General features: G+C 58.3%; 35 protein-coding genes. 34 read left to right on the plus strand and 1 reads right to left on the minus strand.

The window, feature by feature from the left end:
- The first annotated feature begins 233 nt into the window (after window positions 1-233).
- The 3 genes from ABH15_RS05835 (at window position 234) to ABH15_RS05845 (ending at window position 3,738) form a co-directional block, all read left to right on the plus strand.
- Window positions 234-1,226, plus strand: a complete 993-nt coding sequence (locus ABH15_RS05835) for a 5,10-methylenetetrahydromethanopterin reductase (protein ID WP_128693440.1) — start codon at window positions 234-236, stop codon at window positions 1,224-1,226.
- An 88-nt stretch (window positions 1,227-1,314) separates the two neighbouring features.
- On the plus strand, window positions 1,315-2,250 hold the full coding sequence (locus ABH15_RS05840; RefSeq protein ID WP_128693441.1) for a galactose-1-phosphate uridylyltransferase: 936 nt from the start codon (window positions 1,315-1,317) through the stop codon (window positions 2,248-2,250).
- A gap of 54 nt (window positions 2,251-2,304) precedes the next feature.
- A complete protein-coding gene (locus tag ABH15_RS05845) occupies window positions 2,305-3,738 on the plus strand; it encodes an aldehyde dehydrogenase family protein (RefSeq protein ID WP_128693442.1) in 1,434 nt (477 codons plus the stop codon).
- A gap of 64 nt (window positions 3,739-3,802) precedes the next feature.
- Here ABH15_RS05845 and ABH15_RS05850 read toward each other — a convergent pair whose 3' ends face one another.
- Entirely contained in the window at window positions 3,803-4,645 is an 843-nt protein-coding gene (locus ABH15_RS05850; RefSeq protein WP_128693443.1) for a F420-dependent methylenetetrahydromethanopterin dehydrogenase, read from the minus strand.
- 144 nt (window positions 4,646-4,789) lie between these two features.
- Here ABH15_RS05850 and ABH15_RS05855 point away from each other — a divergent pair, with 144 nt between their 5' ends.
- The 31 genes from ABH15_RS05855 to ABH15_RS06005 all read left to right on the plus strand — a co-directional run bounded on the left by ABH15_RS05855 (window position 4,790) and on the right by ABH15_RS06005 (window position 23,597).
- Window positions 4,790-5,194, plus strand: coding sequence for a Tfx family DNA-binding protein (locus ABH15_RS05855; protein WP_128693444.1), 405 nt, complete (start codon window positions 4,790-4,792; stop codon window positions 5,192-5,194).
- Window positions 5,195-6,100: 906 nt separating this feature from the next.
- Window positions 6,101-7,114 (plus strand): 50S ribosomal protein L3, encoded by a 1,014-nt coding sequence (locus ABH15_RS05860; protein WP_128693445.1) that lies wholly within the window; start codon window positions 6,101-6,103, stop codon window positions 7,112-7,114.
- Between the two features lie 7 nt (window positions 7,115-7,121).
- Complete coding sequence (gene rpl4p, locus ABH15_RS05865; protein WP_128693446.1) at window positions 7,122-7,868, plus strand: 50S ribosomal protein L4; 747 nt, start codon at window positions 7,122-7,124, stop codon at window positions 7,866-7,868.
- Complete coding sequence (locus ABH15_RS05870; protein ID WP_128693447.1) at window positions 7,869-8,117, plus strand: 50S ribosomal protein L23; 249 nt, start codon at window positions 7,869-7,871, stop codon at window positions 8,115-8,117.
- Window positions 8,118-8,129: 12 nt separating this feature from the next.
- Window positions 8,130-8,849 (plus strand): 50S ribosomal protein L2, encoded by a 720-nt coding sequence (locus ABH15_RS05875; RefSeq protein ID WP_128693448.1) that lies wholly within the window; start codon window positions 8,130-8,132, stop codon window positions 8,847-8,849.
- Window positions 8,850-8,861: 12 nt separating this feature from the next.
- On the plus strand, window positions 8,862-9,275 hold the full coding sequence (locus tag ABH15_RS05880) for a 30S ribosomal protein S19 (protein WP_128693449.1): 414 nt from the start codon (window positions 8,862-8,864) through the stop codon (window positions 9,273-9,275).
- A gap of 5 nt (window positions 9,276-9,280) precedes the next feature.
- On the plus strand, window positions 9,281-9,742 hold the full coding sequence (locus tag ABH15_RS05885) for a 50S ribosomal protein L22 (RefSeq protein ID WP_128693450.1): 462 nt from the start codon (window positions 9,281-9,283) through the stop codon (window positions 9,740-9,742).
- A complete protein-coding gene (locus ABH15_RS05890) occupies window positions 9,742-10,443 on the plus strand; it encodes a 30S ribosomal protein S3 (protein WP_128693451.1) in 702 nt (233 codons plus the stop codon). The genes ABH15_RS05885 and ABH15_RS05890 overlap by 1 nt, the downstream gene beginning before the upstream one ends.
- On the plus strand, window positions 10,444-10,647 hold the full coding sequence (gene rpmC / locus ABH15_RS05895) for a 50S ribosomal protein L29 (RefSeq protein ID WP_128693452.1): 204 nt from the start codon (window positions 10,444-10,446) through the stop codon (window positions 10,645-10,647).
- Complete coding sequence (locus ABH15_RS05900) at window positions 10,644-10,919, plus strand: ribonuclease P protein component 1 (RefSeq protein WP_128693453.1); 276 nt, start codon at window positions 10,644-10,646, stop codon at window positions 10,917-10,919. Before rpmC ends, ABH15_RS05900 begins: the two co-directional genes overlap by 4 nt.
- An 11-nt stretch (window positions 10,920-10,930) precedes the next feature.
- Window positions 10,931-11,257: a 30S ribosomal protein S17 gene (locus tag ABH15_RS05905; protein ID WP_128693454.1), complete on the plus strand. Its 327-nt coding sequence runs from the start codon at window positions 10,931-10,933 to the stop codon at window positions 11,255-11,257.
- A complete protein-coding gene (gene rpl14p / locus ABH15_RS05910) occupies window positions 11,254-11,652 on the plus strand; it encodes a 50S ribosomal protein L14 (RefSeq protein WP_128693455.1) in 399 nt (132 codons plus the stop codon). The genes ABH15_RS05905 and rpl14p overlap by 4 nt, the downstream gene beginning before the upstream one ends.
- A gap of 10 nt (window positions 11,653-11,662) precedes the next feature.
- Window positions 11,663-12,028 carry a 50S ribosomal protein L24 gene (gene rplX, locus ABH15_RS05915; protein ID WP_128693456.1) on the plus strand — a complete coding sequence of 122 codons (366 nt, stop codon included), beginning with the start codon at window positions 11,663-11,665 and terminating at the stop codon, window positions 12,026-12,028.
- Complete coding sequence (locus tag ABH15_RS05920) at window positions 12,028-12,759, plus strand: 30S ribosomal protein S4e (RefSeq protein WP_128693457.1); 732 nt, start codon at window positions 12,028-12,030, stop codon at window positions 12,757-12,759. Before rplX ends, ABH15_RS05920 begins: the two co-directional genes overlap by 1 nt.
- Window positions 12,756-13,259, plus strand: a complete 504-nt coding sequence (locus ABH15_RS05925; protein WP_128693458.1) for a 50S ribosomal protein L5 — start codon at window positions 12,756-12,758, stop codon at window positions 13,257-13,259. Before ABH15_RS05920 ends, ABH15_RS05925 begins: the two co-directional genes overlap by 4 nt.
- Before the next feature lie 4 nt (window positions 13,260-13,263).
- Window positions 13,264-13,443, plus strand: coding sequence for a 30S ribosomal protein S14 (locus ABH15_RS05930; RefSeq protein WP_128693459.1), 180 nt, complete (start codon window positions 13,264-13,266; stop codon window positions 13,441-13,443).
- An 11-nt stretch (window positions 13,444-13,454) separates the two neighbouring features.
- Window positions 13,455-13,847 carry a 30S ribosomal protein S8 gene (locus ABH15_RS05935; RefSeq protein WP_128693460.1) on the plus strand — a complete coding sequence of 131 codons (393 nt, stop codon included), beginning with the start codon at window positions 13,455-13,457 and terminating at the stop codon, window positions 13,845-13,847.
- A gap of 14 nt (window positions 13,848-13,861) precedes the next feature.
- Window positions 13,862-14,386, plus strand: coding sequence for a 50S ribosomal protein L6 (locus ABH15_RS05940; protein WP_128693461.1), 525 nt, complete (start codon window positions 13,862-13,864; stop codon window positions 14,384-14,386).
- Window positions 14,386-14,814, plus strand: a complete 429-nt coding sequence (locus ABH15_RS05945) for a 50S ribosomal protein L32e (RefSeq protein WP_338323521.1) — start codon at window positions 14,386-14,388, stop codon at window positions 14,812-14,814. Before ABH15_RS05940 ends, ABH15_RS05945 begins: the two co-directional genes overlap by 1 nt.
- Window positions 14,807-15,259, plus strand: a complete 453-nt coding sequence (locus ABH15_RS05950) for a 50S ribosomal protein L19e (RefSeq protein WP_128693462.1) — start codon at window positions 14,807-14,809, stop codon at window positions 15,257-15,259. The genes ABH15_RS05945 and ABH15_RS05950 overlap by 8 nt, the downstream gene beginning before the upstream one ends.
- Window positions 15,259-15,786, plus strand: a complete 528-nt coding sequence (locus ABH15_RS05955) for a 50S ribosomal protein L18 (RefSeq protein WP_128693463.1) — start codon at window positions 15,259-15,261, stop codon at window positions 15,784-15,786. Before ABH15_RS05950 ends, ABH15_RS05955 begins: the two co-directional genes overlap by 1 nt.
- 1 nt (window position 15,787) lies before the next feature.
- Entirely contained in the window at window positions 15,788-16,405 is a 618-nt protein-coding gene (locus ABH15_RS05960; protein ID WP_128693464.1) for a 30S ribosomal protein S5, read from the plus strand.
- Window positions 16,405-16,866 carry a 50S ribosomal protein L30 gene (locus ABH15_RS05965; RefSeq protein WP_128693465.1) on the plus strand — a complete coding sequence of 154 codons (462 nt, stop codon included), beginning with the start codon at window positions 16,405-16,407 and terminating at the stop codon, window positions 16,864-16,866. Before ABH15_RS05960 ends, ABH15_RS05965 begins: the two co-directional genes overlap by 1 nt.
- 5 nt (window positions 16,867-16,871) lie before the next feature.
- Complete coding sequence (locus ABH15_RS05970; protein WP_128693466.1) at window positions 16,872-17,297, plus strand: uL15m family ribosomal protein; 426 nt, start codon at window positions 16,872-16,874, stop codon at window positions 17,295-17,297.
- 22 nt (window positions 17,298-17,319) lie between these two features.
- Window positions 17,320-18,753: a preprotein translocase subunit SecY gene (gene secY / locus ABH15_RS05975; protein ID WP_128693467.1), complete on the plus strand. Its 1,434-nt coding sequence runs from the start codon at window positions 17,320-17,322 to the stop codon at window positions 18,751-18,753.
- Between the two features lie 122 nt (window positions 18,754-18,875).
- A complete protein-coding gene (locus ABH15_RS05980) occupies window positions 18,876-19,451 on the plus strand; it encodes an adenylate kinase (RefSeq protein ID WP_128693468.1) in 576 nt (191 codons plus the stop codon).
- Between the two features lie 6 nt (window positions 19,452-19,457).
- The gene (locus ABH15_RS05985; RefSeq protein WP_128693469.1) at window positions 19,458-20,084 is read left to right on the plus strand and encodes a DUF106 domain-containing protein; all 627 of its coding nucleotides are present in this window, start codon (window positions 19,458-19,460) and stop codon (window positions 20,082-20,084) included.
- Window positions 20,084-20,611, plus strand: a complete 528-nt coding sequence (cmk, locus tag ABH15_RS05990) for a (d)CMP kinase (protein ID WP_128693470.1) — start codon at window positions 20,084-20,086, stop codon at window positions 20,609-20,611. Before ABH15_RS05985 ends, cmk begins: the two co-directional genes overlap by 1 nt.
- 62 nt (window positions 20,612-20,673) lie before the next feature.
- Window positions 20,674-21,693, plus strand: coding sequence for a histone deacetylase family protein (locus ABH15_RS05995; protein WP_128693471.1), 1,020 nt, complete (start codon window positions 20,674-20,676; stop codon window positions 21,691-21,693).
- A gap of 29 nt (window positions 21,694-21,722) precedes the next feature.
- Window positions 21,723-22,931 carry a threonine ammonia-lyase gene (gene ilvA, locus ABH15_RS06000; protein ID WP_128693472.1) on the plus strand — a complete coding sequence of 403 codons (1,209 nt, stop codon included), beginning with the start codon at window positions 21,723-21,725 and terminating at the stop codon, window positions 22,929-22,931.
- A gap of 39 nt (window positions 22,932-22,970) precedes the next feature.
- On the plus strand, window positions 22,971-23,597 hold the full coding sequence (locus ABH15_RS06005) for a hypothetical protein (protein ID WP_128693473.1): 627 nt from the start codon (window positions 22,971-22,973) through the stop codon (window positions 23,595-23,597).
- Window positions 23,598-23,791 lie beyond the last annotated feature (194 nt).

The raw sequence follows: 23,791 nt of genomic DNA on the forward strand, positions 1-23,791 counted from the left end.
CCGCTCGCCAATCCGGCGTGCTGATCTGATATCTCCTATATGGGTGTTGCGGTTCAGCACTCGGCTCTGCCGTGCCCCGTCCCGAAAAGCAGATTTAATCGGCCTTATGGGAGGTTGAAGTAATAATTACTCGTTGTTTTATCTCGCACCGCCGGATATCCGGTTTAAGCGAACTTAAAATGATAATATATTTAAATCTCTGCTGAGTAACTACACAATGAGGTGAATTAGCCTTGACCACATATGGAATCGAATTTGTGCCAGGAAATATCAACGTCAAGCAGGTAGTTAATTACACGAAGCTCGCAGAGTCGAAGGATATCGACTATGCATGGATTACCAACCACTACAACAACCGCCACTGCTACCCGACCCTTGCCATGATCGCAGCCGCGACCGACAGCATCAAGATGGGCCCGGGTATCATGAACGCCTTCACCGACACCCCGGCGGCTATGGCATCCTACATGGCAACCCTGAATGAGATCTCCGACGGCCGTGCAGTCCTCGGTATCGGCCCCGGTGACCTCTCCACGCTCCCGAAGCTTGCCATCTCTCCCGAGAAGCCCGTTGCACGCCTGAAAGAGGCGGTCATCCAGATCAGGAAGCTCCTCTCCGGCGAAGAGGTCAAGAAGACCGGCGACATGGAGTTCTTCGACTATGACGGTGCAAAGCTCACCGGTGTCAACCTCCCCGGCAAGAAGGGCATCCCGGTCTACATCGGCGCCCAGGGACCGAAGGTTCTCGAGCTCGCCGGAACCATCGGTGACGGTGCACTGATCAACGCATCGAACCCCAAGGACTTTGAGATCGCCATCCCGATCATCAAGGCCGCTATGGAGAAGGAAGGCAAGAAGAGCTTCGACGTCGGTGCCTACACCGCTATGTCCATCGACGACAGCGAGAAGAAGGCCCGCAATGCAGCCAAGATCGTTGCAGCATTCATCGCCGCAGGCTCCCCGCCCGCGATCCTTGAGCGCCACAACCTCGACCAGAGCAACGTCGCAAAGATCAAGGATGCTCTTGCCAAGTTTGACTTCAAGACGGTCGGCGGCCTCGTTGGCGACGCAGAGATCGACGCCTTCACCATTGCAGGAACCCCCGACATGGTCAAGCAGAAGTGCGAAGACCTGGCAGCAGCCGGTGTCACGCAGATTATCTTCGGCTCCCCGCTCGGCCCGGACATGACCAAGTCCATCCGTCTGCTCGGCAAGTACGTCGTGTAGACCGGGAAAAACTCCCATTTTCTTTTTCCGTTTGCTTCTCTACCGGCATATTATTATGCTCCGGCCGCCACGCTTGATCTGAAGAGCAATGTTTTCGGTCCGGGAGATTCAGACTGAACGGGGTACTCTCCAGTATCGGCGGGAATCCCTGACCGGTATCAGGTGCCGGATAAGCCCCGCACGGCTACAGCGAAACCTCGATACAGATACCGGGATATGCTACACAGCCGATGGATGTCCGTTCTGCCCGGGCGCGATCGACGTCGAGACGCCGACGTTCGCCGACGGCCTGCGGATCCGGCGCGGTGAAAGCGTCACGTTTCCGAACCTTTACCCCTATTCTGCCTGGCATACCGTGACGGTGATTACACGTGACCATATGGTGGATCACTTCGGAGCGAGACAACTCGCGGATGCGTTCTCCGGGATGGTCGAGTCGCTCGGGCGATGTAGCGGTTACCACAGCATCAACTGGAACTACCTCCCCTCGGCAGGAGCGAGCATTGCCCACCCGCATCTCCAGGGGATAGCAGACCCGATGCCGTCGTGTCTCACAGAGCGGTATCTCACCGCAGGCCACCGGTACCTGAAGAAGCATAACCGGCTCTACTGGGACGACCTCCGGGAGCAGGAACGGAGCTCCGGACGTTTCCTCTTCGAGAACGAGATCTTCTGGTCGGCAAGCCCTGTCCCCCTCGGCGAGCGTGAGGTAAGGGGGCTGCTGCCTCTCTCGACACTCGATGAGATGGAGTCGTACGTCGATCCGCTGGTGTCGGGGCTCCTCCGGATCATCAACCTCTACCGGAGCCTCGGGACACGTGCTTTCAACGTCGCTATATTTTTCGACAGATCCGGCCGTGACCGGGGATACCGGGCATTCTGTTCCGTCATCTCCAGGATGAACCCGAACGGTCTCTGTATCTGTGATTCGGCGTTCATGGAGCGGCTGCACCAGGAACCGATCATCCTCACGCTCCCTGAAGCGCTCGGCGAGTTCTTCCGCCGGGATGCCGGGGGACGTTAATCCGGAATTTCATTCCAAAAGCTACAATGCCGAGTTCTCCTATAGTATCCGCTTATGAGTGATCCCTCTCCCTTCCTGGTCGGAGGCGTCTGGCGGGGAAGTGCCGAGACCGTCCCTGTCTGTTTCCCCTTTACGGGCGAACCTGTCGGGCAGGTATGCCTGGCCGGAGATGCCGATATCGATGATGCCGTCCGTGCGGCGGTATCGGGTTTTGCCGTCACGCGCAGGCTCCCCGCGCACGTTCGCTCACGGATTCTCTATTCACTCGCCGACCGGATAGAGGAGCGGGCAGACGAACTCGTCGAGGCGCTTATTCTCGAGGCGGGAAAGACCCGGACTCTTGCCCGGGGCGAGGTTGCACGGGCGGGGGAGACGATCCGGGTAGCGGCAGAAGAGGCGCGCCGTATCGGCGGTGAGATCCTGCCGCTCGACTGGAGCGCTGCGGGCGAGGGCTATACCGGGTACATCCGCCGGTTTCCGCTCGGGCCGGTTCTCTGCATCACGCCGTTTAATTTTCCGCTGAACCTTGCCTGCCATAAGGTGGGTCCTGCCGTTGCTGCAGGGAACTCTGTGATCCTCAAACCGGCGACGAAGACGCCGCTCTCCGGGCTGCTGCTCGGTGAGATGCTCCTTGCTGCAGGATTTCCGCCGGAGGCTATCAGCGTTCTCCCCTGCAGCAGTGCCCGCGCTGAGCGCCTTGCCGCCGATGAACGGATTGCATACGTGAGTTTTACCGGCAGCCCAAAGGTCGGATGGCACCTCCGCTCGATCGCAAAGAAGCGGATCGGACTTGAGCTTGGGGGAAACGCGGCGGCAATCGTCCATGAGGATGCCGATATCCGGTATGCAGCATCGCGCATCACATCCGGTGGTTTTTCCAATGCCGGTCAGGTCTGCATCTCCGTTCAGAGAGTCTTTGTTCACCGCCGGGTATTTCCGGAGATGCTCGAGGCACTCCTTGAGAGAGTCAGCCTCCTGAAGGTTGGTGATCCCCGGGAGAGCGATACCGATATCGGGCCGATGATCTCGGCGGCAGCTGCCGCCGACGCTGCGGAGAAGGTTGCCGAAGCGGTCAGGGGGGGTGGGCGGGTTCTGCATGGAGGCAGCGTCGCCGGCGCACTCTTCTCCCCGACTGTTCTTATTGAGACCACGCCTGCGATGCGGGTGAACAGCACCGAGGTCTTTGCTCCGGTGATCACCGTCACCCCGTACGACACCTTCGACGAAGCGCTTGCCTATGCCAACGACTCGCCCTTCGGCCTTCAGGCCGGAGTGTTTACCCGCGACATCCGGCGTATCATGCAGGCGTTCGACGATCTCTCTGTCGGTGGTCTTCTGATTAACGACATCCCCACGTTCAGGATGGATCATATGCCGTACGGCGGCGTGAAGGCGTCGGGCCTCGGGCACGAGGGTCCCCGGTATGCTATCGAAGAGATGACCGAGATGCGGATGATGGTCGTCAACATGGGCGGGTCGGATCGCTGACCGTCCGGATTCGCCTTTTTCAAAGATACGTTCCCTGTGCCGGGGAAAAAAGGGTATTGTTGGTTTACTCGGGTTTGCTGATGAGTGCCGTCTTTGCGACGATCTCACCGGTCTTCTTGTGGGGCTTTCTGATGACTGCGTCGGTGCTCTTCTCGATCTCGCGGGCTTCCTCGCAGAGGAGCATGGCCTGGCGCATCATCTCGTGGGCGCTGGAGACGATCGGGATGTATTTCTCCCATTCCTTGGTCATGAAGCAGCCCTTGACGTTGACGCCGGCAACGGACTGTGCGATCTCATATGCTGCACGTGCCTTTGCAAGTGCGTAGGGGTTTGAGAACTCGCCGTCGACAGCCTTGTCGGAGGTCATGACGACCTTCGGCAGTGCAAGGTCTGCGCCCTTCTTGCCGGCCTTGACCTGGTCGATGACCTTGTCGAGTTCGAACTGCATCTTTCTGAACGCGCCGGTGACGGAGAGAACCTTCACGAGGTTGCCGTTGTAGTCCGCCATCTCGATGGGGTCAAGGAACTCGCGGCGTGCACCGATCATGGCGTCTGCCTTCATGATGATGTAGCCGAAGTTGCTGGCCTTGAGGGCCTCGAACTGCTCCTTCTTGGTGGTGATGTCGTCGGTGATGACGACGCAGGGGATTCCTGCCGCCGCGAGCGCCTCACGGGCACCGGTGGGTCCGGGGAGGATGCCGTTCGGGGAAACGACGATGCAGAAGTCGGGGCCCCAGGCCTTCATATTGTTGACGACACGGTCGATATCCTCGGGCTGGAGCTTCGTGCCGGAGGTTGCCATGAAGGTGATCATGTCTTCCCGGTCCGCACGCTCATCGAGGAGCAACTCAGCCATAACGCCGCTGGCGATGTTGCCTAGTTTTGCAATTCCTACTTTAACTACCACTTTTTACACCTCTCAAATTTGAGAACACGATAATATCACCGAATTCTCATATAAACATTTTGAAATTTCCTCTCGCGGTCTCCCTCTCCGTGCAGGGATGTTAAGGAAAAGTGTTTAAGTTGTATGGTGGTACATACTATGACAATGAAGCAGGGGCTCCTCACCGACCGTCAGAAGGAAGTTTTGCGATACCGCAGGAAGGGTCTCACCCAGCAGCAGATTGCCGAGATCATCAGAACCTCGAAGGCAAATGTCTGCACCATCGAAAAAGCTGCTCTTGAGAATATCTCACGTGCACGGGAGACGATAGAGTTTCTCTATACGCTCGATGCGGCGCACCTCTGTACTCTCAAGGCGGGCACGGACCTCTTAAAGACTCCGGAGATCATCTACGACGAAGCCGAAAAGGTGGGTATCAAAGTCAAGTACGATACTATCTCCCTCATCAACAGGCTCCGCGACTCGAACCCCGAGCGGTTCAGAGCCCGGTACATCCGCGAGGACGTTGAGGTCTACATCAACGAAGACGGTGAACTCTACTTCGGATGATCCGACAGTTTCATCCATGAGGGGTAAGAAGAGCGCATCGGGATGAACGGTGGCAGGAGATCATGCCGTTTCGGAAAGATCCGGTGTCGGATTGATATGGGATGCTGCCCCTCCCTGCAGCCCGGAGCAGATTGCCCGGGAACTTTCTCTTTCTGCAGAATTTATGCACGATCCGATAAGAAGGTTTATATCTGATTTGCGGCTAAATTTAAGAAACCGCTCTGAGATGCGCCGTTCTTTATCGTCGATGAAACAAGGTTGTATAAGCCTTGGATTGCCACGATCTCGCGGCTCCTCCATTGTTGGCTGGAGCTTGAGGTGCGGCGGCGTGTCACAGACAACGCGGGTGACAAAACCACATGGTCGAACCCTCCTTGCGGAGGGCGATGTCGAGAAGGAGTTGTGCTCCGGCACAACGGGTTGACAGAAGCTGGATCTGACCGAGGTGACGGGCGAACGCTCAGTGCAGCGAGCCCACTTCCGGACGCTTTCCGGAAACGCCGGGGGGTCAGGATCTATTCGAGAAGACTGGATAATCTGGTGCACGCCAGGAAGAGGAGTCTGCCTCTACCCTATGGGTTGCGGCCGTTTTCCGGTGGAGATCTCCATCGGCGGTGTATGCCCGGGTACGGGGGCAGACGCTACAGTCGGATACCGTTCCCTTCCACGCCATGCTGCTTCGGGGCCATATGCGCCCTGTGCAGCATCGATGTCACGCCCCTAGCGGGTTCGCCGACATTCAACTGACGATCTGCCGACCTGCTCGGCAGCATCGATGCATCCTCTCGGGGGGTTTTTGAAAACCTTCCGGGGCTGCTCGGACTGATCCGGGACGCTGAGGCGGTTTGTCTCCAGGGTTCCCGGTTCGGTGCATCACAATACAACGCACGAAGGGTTGATAGAAACATGCCGAAGATAAACAGGCCACGCAGAGGATCCCTCGCATACAGTCCCAGAAAGCGTGCAAAGAGCCCGGTTCCGAAGTACGGTGCCTGGCCCGAGTACAACGGGACCCCGATGGTGCAGGGATTTGCCGGGTACAAAGTTGGTATGACTCACCTTGTCATGGTGGACGACCATAAGAACAGTCCTACCGAAGGCAAAGATGTGACGGTACCGGTGACGGTTATTGAAGTACCCCCCATGAAAGTGGCGGGTGTACGTGCTTACACGAGCGATACATACGGCAAGCACGCGCTGACCGAGGCCTGGTCCGACTCTCTCGACGAGGAGCTCGGCCGCCGGATCAACATGCCGAAGAACCACGATCGCGCCGCCGCTATCGACGCCATGAAGGCAGCGGTCGAGGCGGGCAAGGTCGTTGAGATCTATGCTCTGGCATATACGCAGCCCTCCGGGCTCACCGGTGTTCCGAAGAAAGTGCCCGACCTTATGGAGATGCGGATCTCCGGAGGCAGCATTGCGGATCAGCTCGCCTATGCGACCGATCTCCTCGGTAAAGAGGTCGGCATCTCCGGGATCATCGAGACCGGTGCATTCGTCGACGTCACCGCCATCACCACCGGAAAGGGTACCCAGGGTCCGGTTAAGCGCTGGGGCATCCAGGTGCGCAAGCGCAAACACTCCCGCGGCGGCAAGAAGCGCCATATTGGAAACCTTGGGCCGTGGACACCACACCACGTCCGGTGGCAGGTTCCCCAGATGGGTCAGTGCGGCTACCACCAGCGGACCGAGTTCAACAAGCGCATCCTGAAAGTAGGCAACAACGGCGATGAGATCACGCCTGCAGGGGGTTTCCTCCACTATGGTATGGTTCGCGGCCCGTACGTCCTTGTCAAGGGATCGGTTCCCGGACCGACAAAGCGGCTTGTACGGCTGAGATCTGCAATCCGGCAGGGTGAGCATGCGGCACGGACGCCGGCGATCAACTTCGTCAGTGTCCAGAGCAAGCAGGGGTGACGCGTCAATGAAGGCATACATTAGAACACTGAAGGGAGAGCGTGCAGAGGATATCGATCTTCCTAGCGTCTTCGCGGAAGAGTACAGACCAGACCTGATTAAGCGGGCAGTTCTTGCACTCCAGAGCACCCGGTTCCAGCCGCACGGAACGAATCCGTATGCCGGCCTCCGGACATCTGCAGCATCCTGGGGAAGCGGCCGTGGTGTCGCCCAGGTTCCGAGGCTGAAGAACGGTAGCAGGGTTGCCCGGATTCCACAGGCTGTGGGAGGACGAGCGGCTCACCCGCCGAAGGTCGAGAAGATCCTCGTCAAGCAGATAAACCAGAAAGAGAAACAGAAGGCTCTTCGCTCTGCTATTGCAGCTACAGTCTGTACCGACCTCGTTCGCGAGCGCGGGCACCTGTTCGAGGGAGACCTCCCGCTGGTTCTCGAAGACCAGTTTGAAGGACTCACCCGCACGAGCGATGTCATTGCAGCCCTCACCGCCGTTGGTATCTACGCCGATGTCGAGCGCGCAAAGAGCAGCAAGAAGGTCAGGGCAGGCCGGGGTACCATGCGTGGCCGCCGCTACAAGCAGCGAAAGAGTGTCCTGATCGTCACGGGAGACCAGCCGCTCCGCGCCGCCCGGAACCTTGCCGGTGTCGACTCCGTCACAGTGAACCAGCTGAACACGGAACTCTTAGCACCCGGCACCCAGGCAGGCCGCCTGACTCTCTGGACGGCTTCCGCCCTGCGGAAACTGGAGGGATACTAAATGGTACTGAAACATCCGTTTGTCACTGAAAAAGCGACGATGATGCTTGAGAACGAGAGCAAACTTCAGTTTCTGGTAAAAAACGACGCATCCAAGCAGGATATCAAGCGCGATCTTGAGAAGTCGTTCGGAAAGGAAGTCACGCAGGTTCGGACGATGATGACCATGAAGGGCCGGAAGAAGGCCATCGTGAGTTTTGCGGACGAAAAAGCCGCTGAAGAGATTCTCAGCCGGCTTGGCATAATGTAAAGGTGAGTGGCAATGGCACATCGAATTATTGCACAGAGCCGTGGTAAGGGCGGCCCGACATACCGGGCGCCTTCGCACCGGTATAAAGCTGCCCTGCGGCACCTGGGATCCAACACCATAACCGTAAAAGGGCGCGTCATCGACATCGAACACGATCCGGCACGCCACACACCGATTGCCCTGGTGAAACTCGAGAGCGGGAGCAAGGAGTACATGCTCGTTACCGAGGGTCTCGGCGTCGGTGACGAGGTAGCCTGGGGTGCTGATGTTGAGATGAAGAATGGAAATACGCTGCCGCTTCGGTCGATCCCGGTCGGGGCGTACGTCTGCAACATCGAGGCACGGCCGAACGACGGTGGCAAATTTGTTCGTTCGAGCGGTGTTCAGGCACTCATCATCGGTAAGTCCGACGACGGCAGAGTCGGCGTTCGGATGCCGAGCGGGAAGAACAAGTGGTTCAACGGTGTCTGCATGGCGACGGTCGGTATCGTTGCCGGTGGCGGACGAAGTGAAAAGCCGTTCGTCAAGGCAGGTAAGAAGCACCACCACGTCAAGTCCTCCGCAGAGAAGTGGCCGCGCGTGAAAGGTGTCTGCATGAACGTCATCGACCACCCGTTCGGTGGCGGTGGCCACCAGCACTGCGGCCGGCCGAAGACCGTTGCACGCGGTACCTCCCCGGGAAGAAAGGTCGGATCGATCGCCGCCCGGAGAACCGGCAAGTGGAAGAAGTGAGGGGTGTAGAGTATGGCAAAGAAGACACAGAAGAGATTACCGAGACGGCGGGAGGAGTTCACCTACCGCGGTCTCTCTATCGAGGATCTGCAGGGTATGGGCATCTCGGAACTGATGCCCCTCATGCCCTCCCGTGCCCGCCGGAAGTTCGAGCGTGGTTTCTCGAAGGGGCATGAAAAGCTCCTCTCCGAGATCCGGGCCGGCGATGAGAATATCCGGACGCACCTTCGGGACATGGTTATCATCCCCGAGATGATTGGAAAGACGATTGAGGTCTATAACGGAAAGGATTTCGTGAAAGTAGAGATCCAGCCCGAGGCCGTCTTCCACTACCTCGGTGAATTCGCACTGACCCGCAGGAGAGTTTCGCACGGTAGTGCCGGTATCGGTGCAACCCGGTCGAGTAAGTATGTACCGTTGAAGTGATGGCTATGGCAAGGACGGATTATTCGGTTCAGGAAAAGGGCGAGACCACTGCACGGGTAAAAGCAAACGAGCTGCCCGTATCGCCCAAGCACTCCATTGAGATTGCCAGGTTCATCAAGAACAGGAACACTGTCGAAGCGCGGGCATACCTCGCTGACGTTGTGGCGCTGAAGAAGGCGATCCCCTTCAAGCGGTTCAACCGGAACGTCGCCCACAAGCGCGGTCTTGACAAGTGGGACGGCGGCCGTTACCCCGTGAAGGCGGCAACGGCATACATCAAGCTGCTCGAGTCGGTCGAGAAGAACGCCGAGTACATCGGCCTTGATGCAACGAAGCTCGTCATCACCCATGCCGCTGCAAACCGGGGTCGTGGGTTTAAGGCCTTCTTCCCCCGTGCGATGGGTCGCGCGACCCCGAAGCGCCGGGAGACCGTGAACATCGAACTCATCGTCACCGAGGTGGAGTGATGGCAGTAGAGAAGAAATTCATCAGTGACGGCGTTCGTAAGGTCTGTGTGGAGAAGTACTTCGCACACGAGCTGAAGCGCGCCGGCTATGGCGGTATGGATATTACCCGGACGCCTCTCGGCACCCAGGTGACTATCTGGGCAGAGAAGCCCGGTATCGTTATCGGGAAGGGCGGAAAGCAGGTGCGCCAGATCACCCAGGATCTCGCCACCGAGTACGGTATCGAGTCGCCGCAGGTGGAAGTTCAGCAGGTGCAGAACCCGAACTTCAACGCACAGATCATGGCCGAACGCCTGGCAAACGCCCTCGAGCGTGGCTGGTACTTCAGAAAGGCCGGTCAGAGCACTATCCGGCGCGTCATGGATGCAGGAGCGCTCGGTTGCGAGGTCATCATCGCCGGTAAGCTGACCGGTGCCCGTGCCCGGACACAGAAGTTCGTCGAGGGCTACATCAAGCACTGCGGCGAACCGAGTGAGACCATCGTCGAGAAGGGTTACGCAATCGCCATCAAGAAACTCGGTCTTATCGGCGTACAGGTCAAGATCGTGCCTCCGGATGCACGTATGCCCGACACTTTCGAGGTTCTTCCTCCTACCAAGAAGAAGACTCCCGAGCCGGTCGTTGAGGTCGAGGAAGTCGGCGACGAGTTTGAGGAAGAACTTGTAGAGTCCATCGAGGACGTGTACATGGAGGAGAGATAGATGGCAATCTTTCGAGCAGAGGAAGTGCACCAGCTCTCCGATGTCGAACTCCAGGAACAGGGGCAGAAGCTGCAGCTCGAGCTCGTGCAGGAGCGCGGCAAGGTCAGCGCTGGTGGTGCCACGGAGAACCCCGGACGGATACGTGAGATCAGGAGAACGATTGCACGTATCAAGACCGAGCAGAACAGCAGGAGAAGGGCATGATCTCTCCCCAGAACGTTCTTCGGCACGAGCTCATCGGCATGAACGTTCTGGTAGTCGGCGCCAGTAACAAAAGCCTCGTCGGTCTTTCCGGCAGGATCATCGATGAAACCCGGAACACGCTGGTCATCGCGACCGAGCGTGGAGAAAAGCGGATCCAGAAGAGATACAGCATCCTTCAGATCCGCCTTCCCGGGGGAGATCTCGTAGAGATCGACGCTTCAACACTGGTGTCGCAGCCTGATAAACGCATTACAATGCGCATGAAACTATAAGAGGGTGAACGATGGCAAAAGATATTGGATTGAACGTCCCGGTCCCGGAGAAGGATTGCGGCGACGTGAATTGTCCGTTTCACGGCAGTTTGCCGGTACGCGGCCAGGTGATTACCGGCAAAGTCGTGAGCGATCGTATGAACGGCACGGTCGTAGTGGAGCGTGACTACCTGCACTACGTCAAGAAATACAAACGATACGAAAAGCGCAGTTCGAAACTTCACGCTCACAGCACGCCGTGTATCAATGCGGCTATCGGTGATATGGTGAAGATTGCCGAATGCAGGCCGCTTTCCAAGACGAAGACCTTCGTTGTTGTCGAGGTGCTGAAGGAATGAAGGCGAAGCAGTCGACTATCCCGCGGGCGCTGAACACCGGTTCGAGGATGGTCTGTGCAGACAATACCGGAGCCCGTATGGTACAGGTCATCTCTGTCGACCGGTTCCACGGTGTCCGGCGGAGGCAGCCGTGCCTCGGCATCGGCGACCTTGCAACGGTGACCGTCAAGAAGGGCACTCCCGAGATGCGCCGGAAACTTGAAAAAGCGGTCGTCATCAGGCAGAGGAAAGAGATGCGCCGTCCGAACGGTCTCCGGGTCTCGTTCGAGGATAACGCAATGGTTATCGTGAACGAGCGCGGCGAGCCCAAAGGAACCGAGATCAAAGGTCCCGTCCCCCGTGAGGTGGCGGAACGTTTCCCGAAGATCGCCTCCATGGCGACGATCATTGTATGAGGTGCGGCTAATGGTTCGCGTAATCAGTAAACAACCCAGAAAACAGCGCAAAGCACGCTATACCGCACCCATTCATCAGAAGGGACGGTTCCTTTCCGCTTCGCTTGCTCCGGCTCTCCGGGAGAAGTACAGCACCCGCCGGACCCGGGTCGTCACGGGAGATACCGTCAAGGTCTTCCGCGGCGATTTTGCCGGCGAAGAGGGCATTGTCGACGGAGTCGATATGAACAAGTGCAAACTGCTTGTGCACGGTGTGATGGTGACCAAGGCCGACGGAACCGAGGTTCCGCGTCCGGTCGATCCCTCAAACGTGCAGATCACGAAGCTCAACCTCAAGGACAAACTGCGTGAGACGAGACTTGGGGAGGGTAAATAATGTCGAAGCATCTGAAGCGTCTGGTGGCACCCGACTCCTGGCATATTCCAAAGAAAGTAAAGAAATTCGTATCGAAGACGGCTCCGGGCCCGCACAACGCACAGGCGATGCCGATCGGTGTCTGGCTCCGGGAGCACGCGAAGCTCGCCAACAATATGAAAGAGGTCAAGCAGATCCTCTCGCAGCGCGCCGTCATCGTGAACGGTAAGCCTGTCTCTGACCCGAAGCTCGGTATCGGGGTCTTTGATATTATCGCGATCCCGAAGATCGGCCGGTACTACCGGATTCAGCTCGACATGCGCGGCAGGCTGGTCTCCGTCGAGATCCCCGAGGAAGCGGCACAGGCCCGTCTCTGCAGAATCCGTGACAAGACGATCGTCAGGGGCGGCAAAGTGCAGCTCAACCTCAACTACGGTGCTAACGTCATCGCCGACAACACCTACAAGCCGAAGGACTCGATTGTCCTCACGCTCGGCGGCGAGAACCGTTTCACGATCACGGATCACTTCCCCTTCGCGATCGGCAACACGGCCATGATCATCGGTGGACGCCACTCCGGCAAGATCGGCACCGTCGTCGAGATCACGAAGACCCCGAGCAGTGTTCCAAACCGCGTGACACTCGAGGACACGGGGTCGAACACCCGGTTCGACACCATCGAAGAGTACATCTTCATGGTCGGCAAGTCCGGATATGTCCCCGGCGAACTGAAGCTGGAGGCTGAAGAATGACCGCAATGCAGGATATCTATATCGATAAGGTCATTGTTCACATGGGCGTCGGCGAGAGCGGCGAGCGACTGGTGAAAGCTGAAGATATCGTAAAAGCTATCACCGGCCAGAAACCCGTCCGCACCATCGCAAAGAGAACGCAGCCGGCGTTCGGTATCAGGAAGGGCGCTCCGATCGGGTGCAAGGTCACCCTCCGGAGAAAGACCGCAGAGTCGTTCGTAGAGACCGCTCTCGCCATTATCGAGCGGAACCTTGCCACATCGCAGTTCGACCGGACGGGCAACGTCTCTTTCGGTATCGAAGAGCACACCGACTTTCCGGGTATGAGCTACGATCCGACGATCGGTATCTACGGCATGGACATCAATGTCGTGCTTGAGCGCAAGGGCGTTCGGATCGCACGAAGATCCGTTGAACGGCGAAAGCTCCCGGCCAAGCAGAAGGTAAGCAAGGACGAAGCGATAGCGTTCATGCGTGAGCGCTACCAGGTGGAGGTGTAATACAATGGCAGAACAGAAGACAAACACCCCCGAAGGAAGTTCTGTAAAGAAGTTCGGCCGTGGTGCGAACGAGTGCCGGATCTGCGCACGAAAGCAGGGTCTCGTACGCCGGTACAATATCTACTTCTGCCGCCAGTGCTTCCGCGAGTGGGCATCGAAGATGGGCTTTAAGAAGATGAACTGAGGGATGCGAATATGGCACGATTAAATCCAATTGCCGACGCGATGTGCAGCATCAAGAACGCCGGTGATGTAGGTAAGAGCGAAGTATACATCGAACCGGCCAGCAAACTCCTCGGCGCAATGCTGCGCATCATGGAGGAGAAGAACTATATCGCCGGCTTCGAGTTCATCGAGGACGGACGTGGCGGTCAGTTCCGCGTCCAGCTTCGTGGTACCATCAACAAATGCGGTGCAGTCTCGCAGCGGTTTGCAGTGGGTCTCGATGAGATGGAATACTGGGAGTCGCAGTTTCTCCCTGCCAAGAACTTCGGCATTCTCATCGTCTCCACGTCACGCGGCGTCATGTCTCACGAACAGGCACGGGCCGAAGGTATCGGCGGTCAGCTGTTGGGATACGTCTACTAGAGGGAGTTGCAGAGATGGGAATCACAAGAACTGTTGAGATCCCGGGCGACGTGACTGTCACCCTCGAAGGGACGATCCTGAAGGTCTCCGGTCCGAAAGGCAGCAACGAGCGCGATATGCGGTACCCGCAGATCAAGATCGTGATTGAGAACGACGAACTCGTCATCTCCACGCGCTCCGACAAGAAGCAGTTCCTCGCAATGTGCGGAACGATTGCAGCACATTCGAAGAACATGATCCGGGGTGTCCGGGAGGGCTTTGAGTACAACATGAAAGTGGTGTACAGCCATTTCCCGATCCAGATGAAACTGCAGAACGATCGCCTTGAGATCAACAACTTCCTTGGCGAGAAGCAGCCCCGTATCGCGAAGATCGTTCCGGGCGTGACCGTGAAGGTCGGCAACGACGAGGTCACCGTGAGCGGCATCGACAAGGAGAAGGTAGGTAACACTGCAGCGAATATCGAGCACGCCACCAGGATCACCAAGCGCGATCCCCGCGTGTTCCAGGATGGTATCTATATCATCGAGAAGGCGTGATGGAGATGGAAGAGAGGAAGAGATTAATCCGTGTCCGTTCACAGCACAACAAGCCGAGCTTCAAGCGCAGAGGCCTTGCGCAGAAGAAGCAGCTTGAGGACACATGGAGACGCCCGCGCGGTCTGCACAACAAGCAGCGGAGACAGTTCAAGGCCAAGGGAGCAATCCCTCAGGCAGGATACGGAAGCCCTGCTGCGGTACGCGGATTCCACCCGAGCGGATACGAAGAAGTACTGGTCTTTGCTCCGAGCGAACTTGCCGGAGTGAACCCGGAGACCCAGGCCGTCAGGATCGGCGGAACGGTCGGCGGGAGAAAGCGCGTGATCATCCAGGAGCAGGCACTCAGACTCGGCCTGAAAGTCCTGAACGCAAAGGCAGTCACTGCCCCGGAGACGGAGTCTGCACCCGAGGTGAGCGAGAATGAGTGATCTCGCCAACCAGAAGCGGATCTCCGCTTCGATCCTGAAGTGCGGTCTGAACCGCGTGTGGCTCGACCCCGAGCGGATGGCGGACATTGAGGCTGCAATCTCCCGTGATGACCTGCGTGGTCTCATCGACGAGGGCGCGATCAAGGCACGGCGCGTGAAAGGAAACAGCCGTGGCAGGGCACGCGAGACGATCGCCAAGAGGGCATACGGTCACCGTAAGGGCCCCGGGTCGAGAAAGGGTGCCGCAGGCGCCCGTAACCCGAGCAAACGCGTCTGGATCCGTAAGATCCGTGCACAGCGCCGGGTACTCCGCGAGATGCGGGACGACGGAACCATCGAGCGCCCCCTGTATCGTCTGATGTACCGGCGATCTTCGGGTGGTCAGTTCCGGAGCGTTGCACACCTGAAAGCACAGGTGGAACTCCAGGCTGGGAGGATGAAATAATGGCAACCGGACCAAGATACTTTGTTCCCTTCCGCAGGAGAAAGGAAGGGAAAACCGACTACTACAAACGTATGAACCTCCTGGTCGCCGATGCACCCCGCATGGTCGTCCGGAAGACGAACCGCCAGATCATCGTGCAGCTGGTCGTCCCTGAGATGATCGGCGACAAGACGCTGGTCGCGGCGTACTCGAGCGAGCTTGCTGCATACGGGTATGAGGGTTCGACGTCGAACACGCCCGCAGCATACCTCACCGGAATGCTCTTTGCCGCAAAGGCACTGAACGCAGGATACGACGAGGCAATCCTGGATATCGGCCTGCACAGGGCAAAACCCGGCGCACGGGTCTTTGCCGCACTGAAAGGTGCGGTCGACGCCGGGCTTGAGGTACCGTACGGGGAGTCCATTCTTCCCGACGAGAGCCGCCTCAAAGGTACCCATATCGCGGAGTATGCTCCCGAAAGGGCCGGGAATTTAGTTGAGAACGTAGAAAAAGTGGCAGATGCCATCATGAAGGAGCTGGCGTGATATGGCGTACGAACAGGTGGAATGGGTTCCGCTCACTGGTCTTGGCCGGGCTGTTGCCGCAGGCGAGATTACGAGCATCGATGAGGTGCTTGCGAGTGGCCATCCGATCAAGGAACCGCAGATCGTCGATGCACTGCTGCCCGACCTTGAGGATGAAGTGCTCGATATCAACATGGTGCAGCGGATGACCGATTCGGGTCGCCGTGTTAAGTTCCGTGCCGTAGTGGTCGTCGGCAACCGTAACGGATATGTCGGTTTCGGCCAGGGCAAGGACGCACAGGTCGGTAATGCAATCCAGAAAGCGATTGCAGATGCAAAACTCAATGTCCTGAAGGTCAGGAGAGGCTGTGGAAGCTGGGAGTGTGGCTGTGACCTCTCTCACTCCATCCCGGTTGAAGTAACGGGCAAAGCAGGCAGTGTCAAGGTGACGCTCAAACCGGCACCGCAGGGACTTGGTCTCGTGACCGGAGACATCTCAAAGAAGGTACTGCAGCTTGCAGGCATCAAGGATGTCTGGGCGTTTACCAAGGGACAGACCAGGACGACCATCAACTTTGCAAAGGCGACTTTCGAGGCGCTGAAGCAGACGAATATGGTACGGATCGGGGGTTTCGAATAATGTACGCAGTTGTTCAGGTACGTGGTGTCGTCAATACCGGACGCGAGATCAAGGACACGCTGAAGATGCTCCGTCTCCACCACATCAACCATTGTGTCATCGTTCCCGACACCCCGGCATACCTCGGTATGATCCGGAAGGTGAAGGACTTCGTCGCGTACGGCGAGGTTGACGCTGAGACGCTCGCTACCGTCCTGCGCACCCGTGGAAGACTCACCGGGGATCAGAAGCTGACCGACGAGTATATCCGGGAGAACACCCGGTTCGGCAGCATTGAAGAGTATGCGCAGGCACTCGTGAACGGAGATGCCGATATCAAGGACGTAGCTGAGATGAAGCCGGTGCTGAGACTGCATCCACCTCGAAAGGGCTATAAAACTATCAAGCGAACCTTTCAGCAGGGTGGGGCTCTCGGCTACTATGGCTGTGAGATCAACGATCTCCTCCACAAGATGAGGTGAGATGGGTGCCGGTAAATAAGAGATCCAAATACAGAGGCTCGCGGACCTGCGGAGGCGGAACGCACAAGAACAGGCGTGGCGCCGGAAACCGGGGAGGAAGAGGACGGGCAGGTCACCGTGACCACCGCTTCTCACACTTCCTTCTCTACGGCGAGTTGCACAACGGAAAGCACGGGTTCGTCTCGAAGACGGGTGTATCCGTGAACGCTCTCGATATCGGAGCTATCGACCAGATGGTGAGCGCACTCTTAGAGAGTGGTCTTGCGACGGAGGAGGGTGACCTCGTCACCATCGACGCCTCTGACATCGGTATCGAGAAGGTTCTCGGTGGCGGGAAAGTCACCAGAAAACTGAATATTTCTGCCGGAGCGTTCTCAGAACGTGCCAAGGCAAAGATTGAAGAGATGGGCGGTCAGGCAACCACCGCTTAACTAAATTTTTCCAGGTGAAAACATGGCGAGTCTGCTGGATAGACTTGAACCCTTGCTTGCAGCAATGCCTGCGGTCAAAAGTCCGGAGGGCCACGTTCACTTCAAAAATAAGTTGTTGTGGACGCTCGGGATTCTGCTCCTGTACTTTGTGCTGACAAATATCACTGTCTTCGGGCTCTCTCCTGAGTCACAAGATTTCTTCGCATTTTACCGAGCCCTGCTTGCCGGTGCGAGCGGTTCGCTCCTGCACCTCGGTATCGGGCCGATCGTCACCGCATCGATCGTGCTGCAGCTGCTCAAGGGTGCCGATATCCTGCAGATAGATACCAGTGAGGCGCGTGGGCAGGTCATGTACATGGGCCTGCAGAAGATGCTCATCCTTGTGATGATCGTTATCGAGGCCATCCCGATGATCGTCGGCGGTTCCATGCTCCCCGACCCTGCAGTCGCCATAGGGCTCTTCGGCGGTAATACGGCGATCGTTTCGCTCCTGATATTCATCCAGATCTGCATCGGCGGAGTGCTGGTTATGTTCATGGACGAGGTGGTCACCAAGTGGGGTGTCGGTTCCGGTGTGGGTCTCTTCATCGTCGCCGGTGTCTCGGAGGGTCTCGTGAACGGGTTCTTAAACTGGGAGGCAGTGAGCGATCAATTCCCGGTCGGATTCTTCCCGAGGCTCTTCTCCATCGCTATGGAAGGTGGAAACTTCCTCGAGTACTTCGGGACGGATGTCCTCGCCCTCATCACGACCCTCGCGATCTTCCTGATCGTCGTCTACGTCGAGTCTACCCGGATTGAGATTCCGCTCGCCCATACGGCCGTTCGTGGAGCCCGGGCACGGTTCCCGGTCAAGCTCATCTACGCGAGTGTGCTGCCGATGATCCTCGTCCGTGTGCTGCAGGCGAACATCCAGATGATAGGCATGTTCCTCTCGAACGTCGGCATTACCATCTTCGGTGAGTTCCAGGGGCAGACCCCGGTAAGCGGGCTCATGTACTATCTCGCCCCGATCAACTCGCCGCAGGACTGGATGTGGTGGCTCAGCGACCTCGGGCACGCCCCGTGGGAAATCCTCATACGTATGGGCGTTGATATCACATTCATGGTGGTCGGGGGTGCGGTGTTCGCCCTCTTCTGGATTAAGACGGCAGGCCTTGATTCCAAGGATGTGGCCCGTCAGATCCAGATGAGCGGGATGCACATTCCCGGGTACCGGCGCAATGCCCAGGTGCTCGAGAAGTACCTGGATCGGTATATCCCGAGGGTCACCATCATCGGTGGCGCGTTCATCGGTGTGCTGAGTGTGGTCGCCAACCTCTTCGGTGTGATCGGCGCAGTCGGTGGGACCGGTCTGCTGCTCGCGGTGAGTATCACCTATCGTCTCTACGAAGAGATTGCGAGCCAGCAGATCATGGAGATGTACCCGTTCATGCGGCAGTTCTTCGGAAAGGAGTAGACCCTGCAGGGTCTACTCATGAAAGAGTGAAGCCGCAGGGGCCATTCCTCTTCGGGGGGGACGGTTTAACCTTCCTCGAAGATGAGTGTCTCCACATGAGTTACCCATAGGAGTGAGAGAAGTTGGGAAAGAAAGTCGTCGTTACGGGGGTTCCCGGTGTCGGGAAGACCACCGTTATCACCGGTGCGATGGAGATACTCGCTAGCGAGGGAATCACCTACGAATCGATCAATTTTGGCACGTTCATGTTCGAGCTTGCCGAGAAAGAGAAACTTGTCAGCAACCGTGACGAGATGCGCAAGCTCGACCGGGACGTGCAGAAGCGCCTGCAGAGCGGGGCTGCTTCCGGTATTGCAGCAAGAAGTGGCAACGCAAATGTGATCATCGATACGCACAGCAGCGTAAAGACCCCGAAGGGGTATCTTGCAGGTCTCCCCGAGTGGGTGCTGCGCGAACTGATGCCCGACGTGATCGTGCTTGTCGAGACCGATGAAGATCAGATTCTGCTCCGGCGTCTCGGCGACGAGTCGCGTGTCCGCGATCTGGAGGGCAGCCGCTCCATAACGGAGCACCAGCAGTTCAACCGCTCGGTATCCGCGGCATATGCGATGTACACCGGCTGCACGATCAAGATTATCCGAAACGAAAATTACCTCCTCGACAAGGCCGTCGCCGAGATGGTCGAGGTGCTGAGGTAACACGTCATGGTAGACCTGAAGAAACACGGTGCAACTATTGCACTTCTTTTTACCCTCCTCGTGATGCTCTCCTACAGTGTCGAACCGATACGGGTGGGAGTCGGCTCAGCTATGGATGCACTGCTCGGACCGCTGCTCGACGTCTACGGGGTGCCCTTCTTCGTGATGATCCTGATTCTCTCCGGCATCACCGGTCTCTACTCGTCCCTCGTCCAGAAGTATACCATCGACTACGAGCGTATGCAGGATGTGCAGGCGAAGATGAAGGATTTCCAGAAGGAGTTCCGCGAGGCGCAGCTCTCCGGCGACGAGAAGAAGATCAAGAAGCTCGAAGGTAAGCGCGATCGGATGATGCAGGATCAACTGGAGATGTCCAAGCAGCAGTTCCAGCCGATGGCGATCATTCTCCTGCTGTCTGTTCCTATCTTCTTCTGGCTTCTCTTCAGGCTACCCCATACCGGAGCTTCCGAGGTCCTCGATCTTACGAACGCCATCGTTCTCCCCTTCTTCGGGAAGGTCGCCCTTGCGGCAAACGCATTCTGGGTTGTCCCGGCATGGATCCTCTGGTACATGATCTGCTCGCTCACCATCAGTCAGGTGATCCGAAAATCGCTCAACATCGGAGGCATCTGATGCGTATCACGGTGAGCGGGCCGCCCGGCAGCGGGACGACATCGCTTGCAAAGTACCTTGCCGCGAAGTACGATCTCACATTCATATCCGCCGGTGAGGTGTTCCGCCAGCTCGCACGCGAACACGAGATGGATCTCTCGGCCTTTGGTGAGTATGCGAAACGCGATCCGTCGGTGGATAAGATGATCGATGCCCGCCAGAAGGAGATAGGCGAGAATACCCGGGATATCGTCGTCGAGGGCAGACTCTCGGGGTGGATGGTGGAGAACGCCGATCTGAAGATCTGGCTCAACGCCTCGCTTCACTGCCGGGCAGAACGGATCTCCGGGCGGGATCAGCTCGATGCAGAGGCTGCCCGGGAAAAGACCCTCGAGCGGCAGCGCTGCGAGGCCGAACGGTATCTCGGATACTACGATATCGATATCAACGACTGTTCGCCCTACGACCTTGTGCTCTCGTCGGAGAGGTTCAAGGTCGAAGAGCTCGGTTCGATCGTCGATGCGGCGATTGCGTGCCTGAAACAGTAATCTCTTCGTCTTCTTTTCTTTCCGGCATACGTTCAAGTAGTCTTCCGGGATACTTCCGGTCCATGTCCACCTGCTGTGCGATCACGAATGCGATCTTTGCTCTCCACGACGATCCCCGCCATCCCGAGTCGCAGGCACGTCTTGAGCTCGCACTCGGCGGTGTGCCGGGGAGTGTGCAGCGGCTTTTGGCCGAACCGGTGACGCCGGCCGACCTCCTCCGCGTGCATGCGGCAGAAGAGATCGCTGCCGTCCGGGAGAGATCTGCCCGATGTCTCCCTGGAAATATCTGTTATCTCGATGCCGACACCTATGTTACATCACGGTCGTTCGAGGTCGCGCTCGCCGCCGCCGGAGCAGCGAGTTTCGCAGTCGAACGGGCACGCGACGGGGATCACGCGTTCGCGTTTGTGCGGCCGCCCGGGCATCATGCGACCCGGACGCGCCCGATGGGCTTCTGCCTCTTCAATAATATCGCCGTCGCCGTATCGGGGGCTCTTTCCGGGACTTCGCGGATTGCCGTCGTCGACTGGGACGTCCACCACGGCAACGGCACGGATCAGGCCTTCTCCGGAACCGATCGGGTGCTCTATATCTCGGTGCACCAGGCCGGGATCTTTCCCGGCACCGGATGGCCGGAAGAACGGGGGACGGGCGCCGGTGTTGGGTATACGGTGAATCTGCCCCTCAAGTGGGGCTGTGGTGGTGCCGACTACGATCTCGTCTTTGAGCAGGTTGTCTGCCCTGCTCTGGACGCATTCCAACCCGATATCGTGGCGGTATCGGCGGGGTTCGATGGTTCGGTTGACGACCCTCTCGGCTCGATGCTTCTCTTGCCGGCCGATTACGGGCGGATGACCCGGAAGATCATGGACGTCTACGACGGCGGGATTGCCCTCATTCTCGAGGGTGGATACGGCCTGTCATGCGGTGAAGCGGTTGCCGAGGTCTTCGCAGCGCTCGCGGGCCGCCGGTTCGATCCTGCTCGTGGAATCCCCGCCGGAAACACTCGTGCTCTGACCCGGCAGTTCTCCGGTATCGGAGACGCTCTCCGCATGGGTGCCGCGAGCATGACGAAACCGTAAAGAGCGAGGAGGGTACCATCGTCTCTGTTATGGTCTCCCTGGATGATGTCCGCCGTGCTGCCGGGCGGCTGCTGGGGCGAGTCCTGCATACCCCGCTCGTCTACTCTCCGAGCTTCTCACGCATGACCGGAACTGAAGTCTATCTCAAGCTCGAGAATCTGCAGAAGACCGGTTCGTTCAAGATCCGCGGAGCAACCAATGCCATCTTCGTCCACCGTAATGTGATAGGGCCCGGCGGTGTCGTCACGGCTTCGGCGGGAAACCATGCACAGGGAGTTGCCCTTGCCGCCCGGGAGTTCGGTATTCCGGCAACGATTGTCATGCCGGAGAATGCGTCGCTTGCAAAACAGGAAGCGACCCGGAGGTACGGCGCCCGGGTGCTCCTGCGGGGAGAGCGGCTTGCCGAGACCCTGTCGATAGCAGAGGAGATCGCCTGCCGGGAGGGTCTCTTCTCTATCCACCCTTACGACGACCCTTTCGTTATTGCCGGGCAGGGAACTGTCGGTCTTGAGATCCTCGACGATCTGCCCGATCCCGATCTCATCATCGTCCCCATCGGCGGAGGCGGCCTCGCCGCCGGCCTTGCCACCGCCGTCAGGGCGATCAATCCGGCTACACGGATCGTTGGTGTCGAGGCTGCAGCATGCCCCTCCGCCTGCGAAGCATGCCGGATCGGCGAGCGGGTCAGCATCGATCCCGAGTACTCCATTGCGGACGGGATCATCGTCAGGCAGGTCGGAAAGGAGACGTTCCCCGTTATCCGCGATCTGGTCGACGAGATAGTTCTCGTCACCGAGGAGGAGATTGCTGCTGCCGTCGTTCACCTCCTCGAGCGGAAGAAGATTCTGGCCGAAGGCGCCGGCGCCGTTTCACTTGCGGCTCTGCTGAACGGCAGTATCCGGATCCCGCACGGGATTCGGGTTGTTCCCGTCATCAGCGGCGGCAACATCGATCCGCTGATCCTCGACCGGATTCTCCGCCGGCAGTTCCTGAAGATGGGGCGGGTCATGCGGTTTTCGGTCTGCCTGCAGGACGAACCCGGAGCGCTTGTCGGACTGCTCTCTCTCCTGACCCGCCTTCGTGTAAATATCCTCACGATTCAGCACGCCAGGCACGGCAGAGACCTTTCCCTCCTCGCATCCCGGGTTGACATCGAGATGGAGACCCGGGGGCACGAACATATCCGTGAGATTGAGGCGGTGCTCGCAGAGGCAGGATACCGGGTCAGCCTGGGGTGAAGGAAATCTTCATCAGGGTAGCGGCACCCGGGTAGTGGCATGAGCCTTCTGCTCGGACCTCCCGGAAGCGGTGTACAGTGGGCATGGGTCTGCGGCATACTTCTGCTCCTTGTTGCAGGCGTGGTGCCACCCGTGAGTGCACAGCAGACCGTCACTGCATATCTCGGTGAAGAGATCCCACTCTCGGGGGCGAGCACCGGAAGCGAGACGGTCTATCTCTTCGTGACCGGCCCGAACCTCCCGGCGGGCGGCGGAAGCCTGGAGAGTCCCTTTGATCCGGTCGTTACCGGAGAGCCCGAAACCTTCACCACGGCACCGGTCCGGGGGGACGATACCTGGTCGGTGCGATGGGATACGGCCGGAACCGGTCTTGACGGTGGTAAGTACTCCGTATACATCGTCGATGCGCCGGTCGGTCGCAGGGATCTTGCCGGTCACTCCTATGCCGTCGTCCCCGTCGTCCTGATCGGGCCCGGGTCGGTGGGTGTTGTCGAAACGCCCGCTGCGGAAACCACGGCGGAGCTCACTACTACACCCACACCGTCGCCGACCGGGTTGCCGGCGACGGCACCGACTCCTGCGGCGACACCTGCTCCCGCTCCGCTTGCGGGCACCATTGCCGCATGCATTATCGTGGGCGCGCTGCTGGCGATGCGTCACCGGTGACACTTCATCAGGCAGACTCCTTTTTTCGGGACAGCCTCACGGATCGCTGCGGGAGGGCAACAGCAAAGAGTCTATTATATATACTCGAATGTACAAGTTTATACATAGATGTTTGATAATGTAATGTGCATGGTATGCCGGACAGCTTCCCGTTTCGAACGGTCGCCCTCACAGCCTCGCTGGCGTCCGTGGTG

This window comes from Methanoculleus taiwanensis (assembly GCF_004102725.1).
GTDB classification, from domain to species: Archaea; Halobacteriota; Methanomicrobia; order Methanomicrobiales; family Methanoculleaceae; genus Methanoculleus_A; species Methanoculleus_A taiwanensis.

Excerpts from the sequence above, each read along its gene's own strand:
- ABH15_RS05840 (WP_128693441.1), top strand. The coding sequence starts at position 1,315 with ATGTTTTCGGTCCGGGAGATTCAGACTGAACGGGGTACTCTCCAGTAT.
- ABH15_RS05845 (WP_128693442.1), top strand. The coding sequence starts at position 2,305 with ATGAGTGATCCCTCTCCCTTCCTGGTCGGAGGCGTCTGGCGGGGAAGT.
- ABH15_RS05855 (WP_128693444.1), top strand. The coding sequence starts at position 4,790 with ATGAAGCAGGGGCTCCTCACCGACCGTCAGAAGGAAGTTTTGCGATAC.
- ABH15_RS05860 (WP_128693445.1), top strand. The coding sequence starts at position 6,101 with ATGCCGAAGATAAACAGGCCACGCAGAGGATCCCTCGCATACAGTCCC.
- rpl4p (WP_128693446.1), top strand. The coding sequence starts at position 7,122 with ATGAAGGCATACATTAGAACACTGAAGGGAGAGCGTGCAGAGGATATC.
- ABH15_RS05870 (WP_128693447.1), top strand. The coding sequence starts at position 7,869 with ATGGTACTGAAACATCCGTTTGTCACTGAAAAAGCGACGATGATGCTT.
- ABH15_RS05875 (WP_128693448.1), top strand. The coding sequence starts at position 8,130 with ATGGCACATCGAATTATTGCACAGAGCCGTGGTAAGGGCGGCCCGACA.
- ABH15_RS05880 (WP_128693449.1), top strand. The coding sequence starts at position 8,862 with ATGGCAAAGAAGACACAGAAGAGATTACCGAGACGGCGGGAGGAGTTC.
- ABH15_RS05885 (WP_128693450.1), top strand. The coding sequence starts at position 9,281 with ATGGCAAGGACGGATTATTCGGTTCAGGAAAAGGGCGAGACCACTGCA.
- ABH15_RS05890 (WP_128693451.1), top strand. The coding sequence starts at position 9,742 with ATGGCAGTAGAGAAGAAATTCATCAGTGACGGCGTTCGTAAGGTCTGT.
- rpmC (WP_128693452.1), top strand. The coding sequence starts at position 10,444 with ATGGCAATCTTTCGAGCAGAGGAAGTGCACCAGCTCTCCGATGTCGAA.
- ABH15_RS05900 (WP_128693453.1), top strand. The coding sequence starts at position 10,644 with ATGATCTCTCCCCAGAACGTTCTTCGGCACGAGCTCATCGGCATGAAC.
- ABH15_RS05905 (WP_128693454.1), top strand. The coding sequence starts at position 10,931 with ATGGCAAAAGATATTGGATTGAACGTCCCGGTCCCGGAGAAGGATTGC.
- rpl14p (WP_128693455.1), top strand. The coding sequence starts at position 11,254 with ATGAAGGCGAAGCAGTCGACTATCCCGCGGGCGCTGAACACCGGTTCG.
- rplX (WP_128693456.1), top strand. The coding sequence starts at position 11,663 with ATGGTTCGCGTAATCAGTAAACAACCCAGAAAACAGCGCAAAGCACGC.
- ABH15_RS05920 (WP_128693457.1), top strand. The coding sequence starts at position 12,028 with ATGTCGAAGCATCTGAAGCGTCTGGTGGCACCCGACTCCTGGCATATT.
- ABH15_RS05925 (WP_128693458.1), top strand. The coding sequence starts at position 12,756 with ATGACCGCAATGCAGGATATCTATATCGATAAGGTCATTGTTCACATG.
- ABH15_RS05930 (WP_128693459.1), top strand. The coding sequence starts at position 13,264 with ATGGCAGAACAGAAGACAAACACCCCCGAAGGAAGTTCTGTAAAGAAG.
- ABH15_RS05935 (WP_128693460.1), top strand. The coding sequence starts at position 13,455 with ATGGCACGATTAAATCCAATTGCCGACGCGATGTGCAGCATCAAGAAC.
- ABH15_RS05940 (WP_128693461.1), top strand. The coding sequence starts at position 13,862 with ATGGGAATCACAAGAACTGTTGAGATCCCGGGCGACGTGACTGTCACC.
- ABH15_RS05945 (WP_338323521.1), top strand. The coding sequence starts at position 14,386 with ATGGAGATGGAAGAGAGGAAGAGATTAATCCGTGTCCGTTCACAGCAC.
- ABH15_RS05950 (WP_128693462.1), top strand. The coding sequence starts at position 14,807 with ATGAGTGATCTCGCCAACCAGAAGCGGATCTCCGCTTCGATCCTGAAG.
- ABH15_RS05955 (WP_128693463.1), top strand. The coding sequence starts at position 15,259 with ATGGCAACCGGACCAAGATACTTTGTTCCCTTCCGCAGGAGAAAGGAA.
- ABH15_RS05960 (WP_128693464.1), top strand. The coding sequence starts at position 15,788 with ATGGCGTACGAACAGGTGGAATGGGTTCCGCTCACTGGTCTTGGCCGG.
- ABH15_RS05965 (WP_128693465.1), top strand. The coding sequence starts at position 16,405 with ATGTACGCAGTTGTTCAGGTACGTGGTGTCGTCAATACCGGACGCGAG.
- secY (WP_128693467.1), top strand. The coding sequence starts at position 17,320 with ATGGCGAGTCTGCTGGATAGACTTGAACCCTTGCTTGCAGCAATGCCT.
- ABH15_RS05985 (WP_128693469.1), top strand. The coding sequence starts at position 19,458 with ATGGTAGACCTGAAGAAACACGGTGCAACTATTGCACTTCTTTTTACC.
- cmk (WP_128693470.1), top strand. The coding sequence starts at position 20,084 with ATGCGTATCACGGTGAGCGGGCCGCCCGGCAGCGGGACGACATCGCTT.
- ABH15_RS05995 (WP_128693471.1), top strand. The coding sequence starts at position 20,674 with ATGTCCACCTGCTGTGCGATCACGAATGCGATCTTTGCTCTCCACGAC.
- ilvA (WP_128693472.1), top strand. The coding sequence starts at position 21,723 with ATGGTCTCCCTGGATGATGTCCGCCGTGCTGCCGGGCGGCTGCTGGGG.
- ABH15_RS06005 (WP_128693473.1), top strand. The coding sequence starts at position 22,971 with ATGAGCCTTCTGCTCGGACCTCCCGGAAGCGGTGTACAGTGGGCATGG.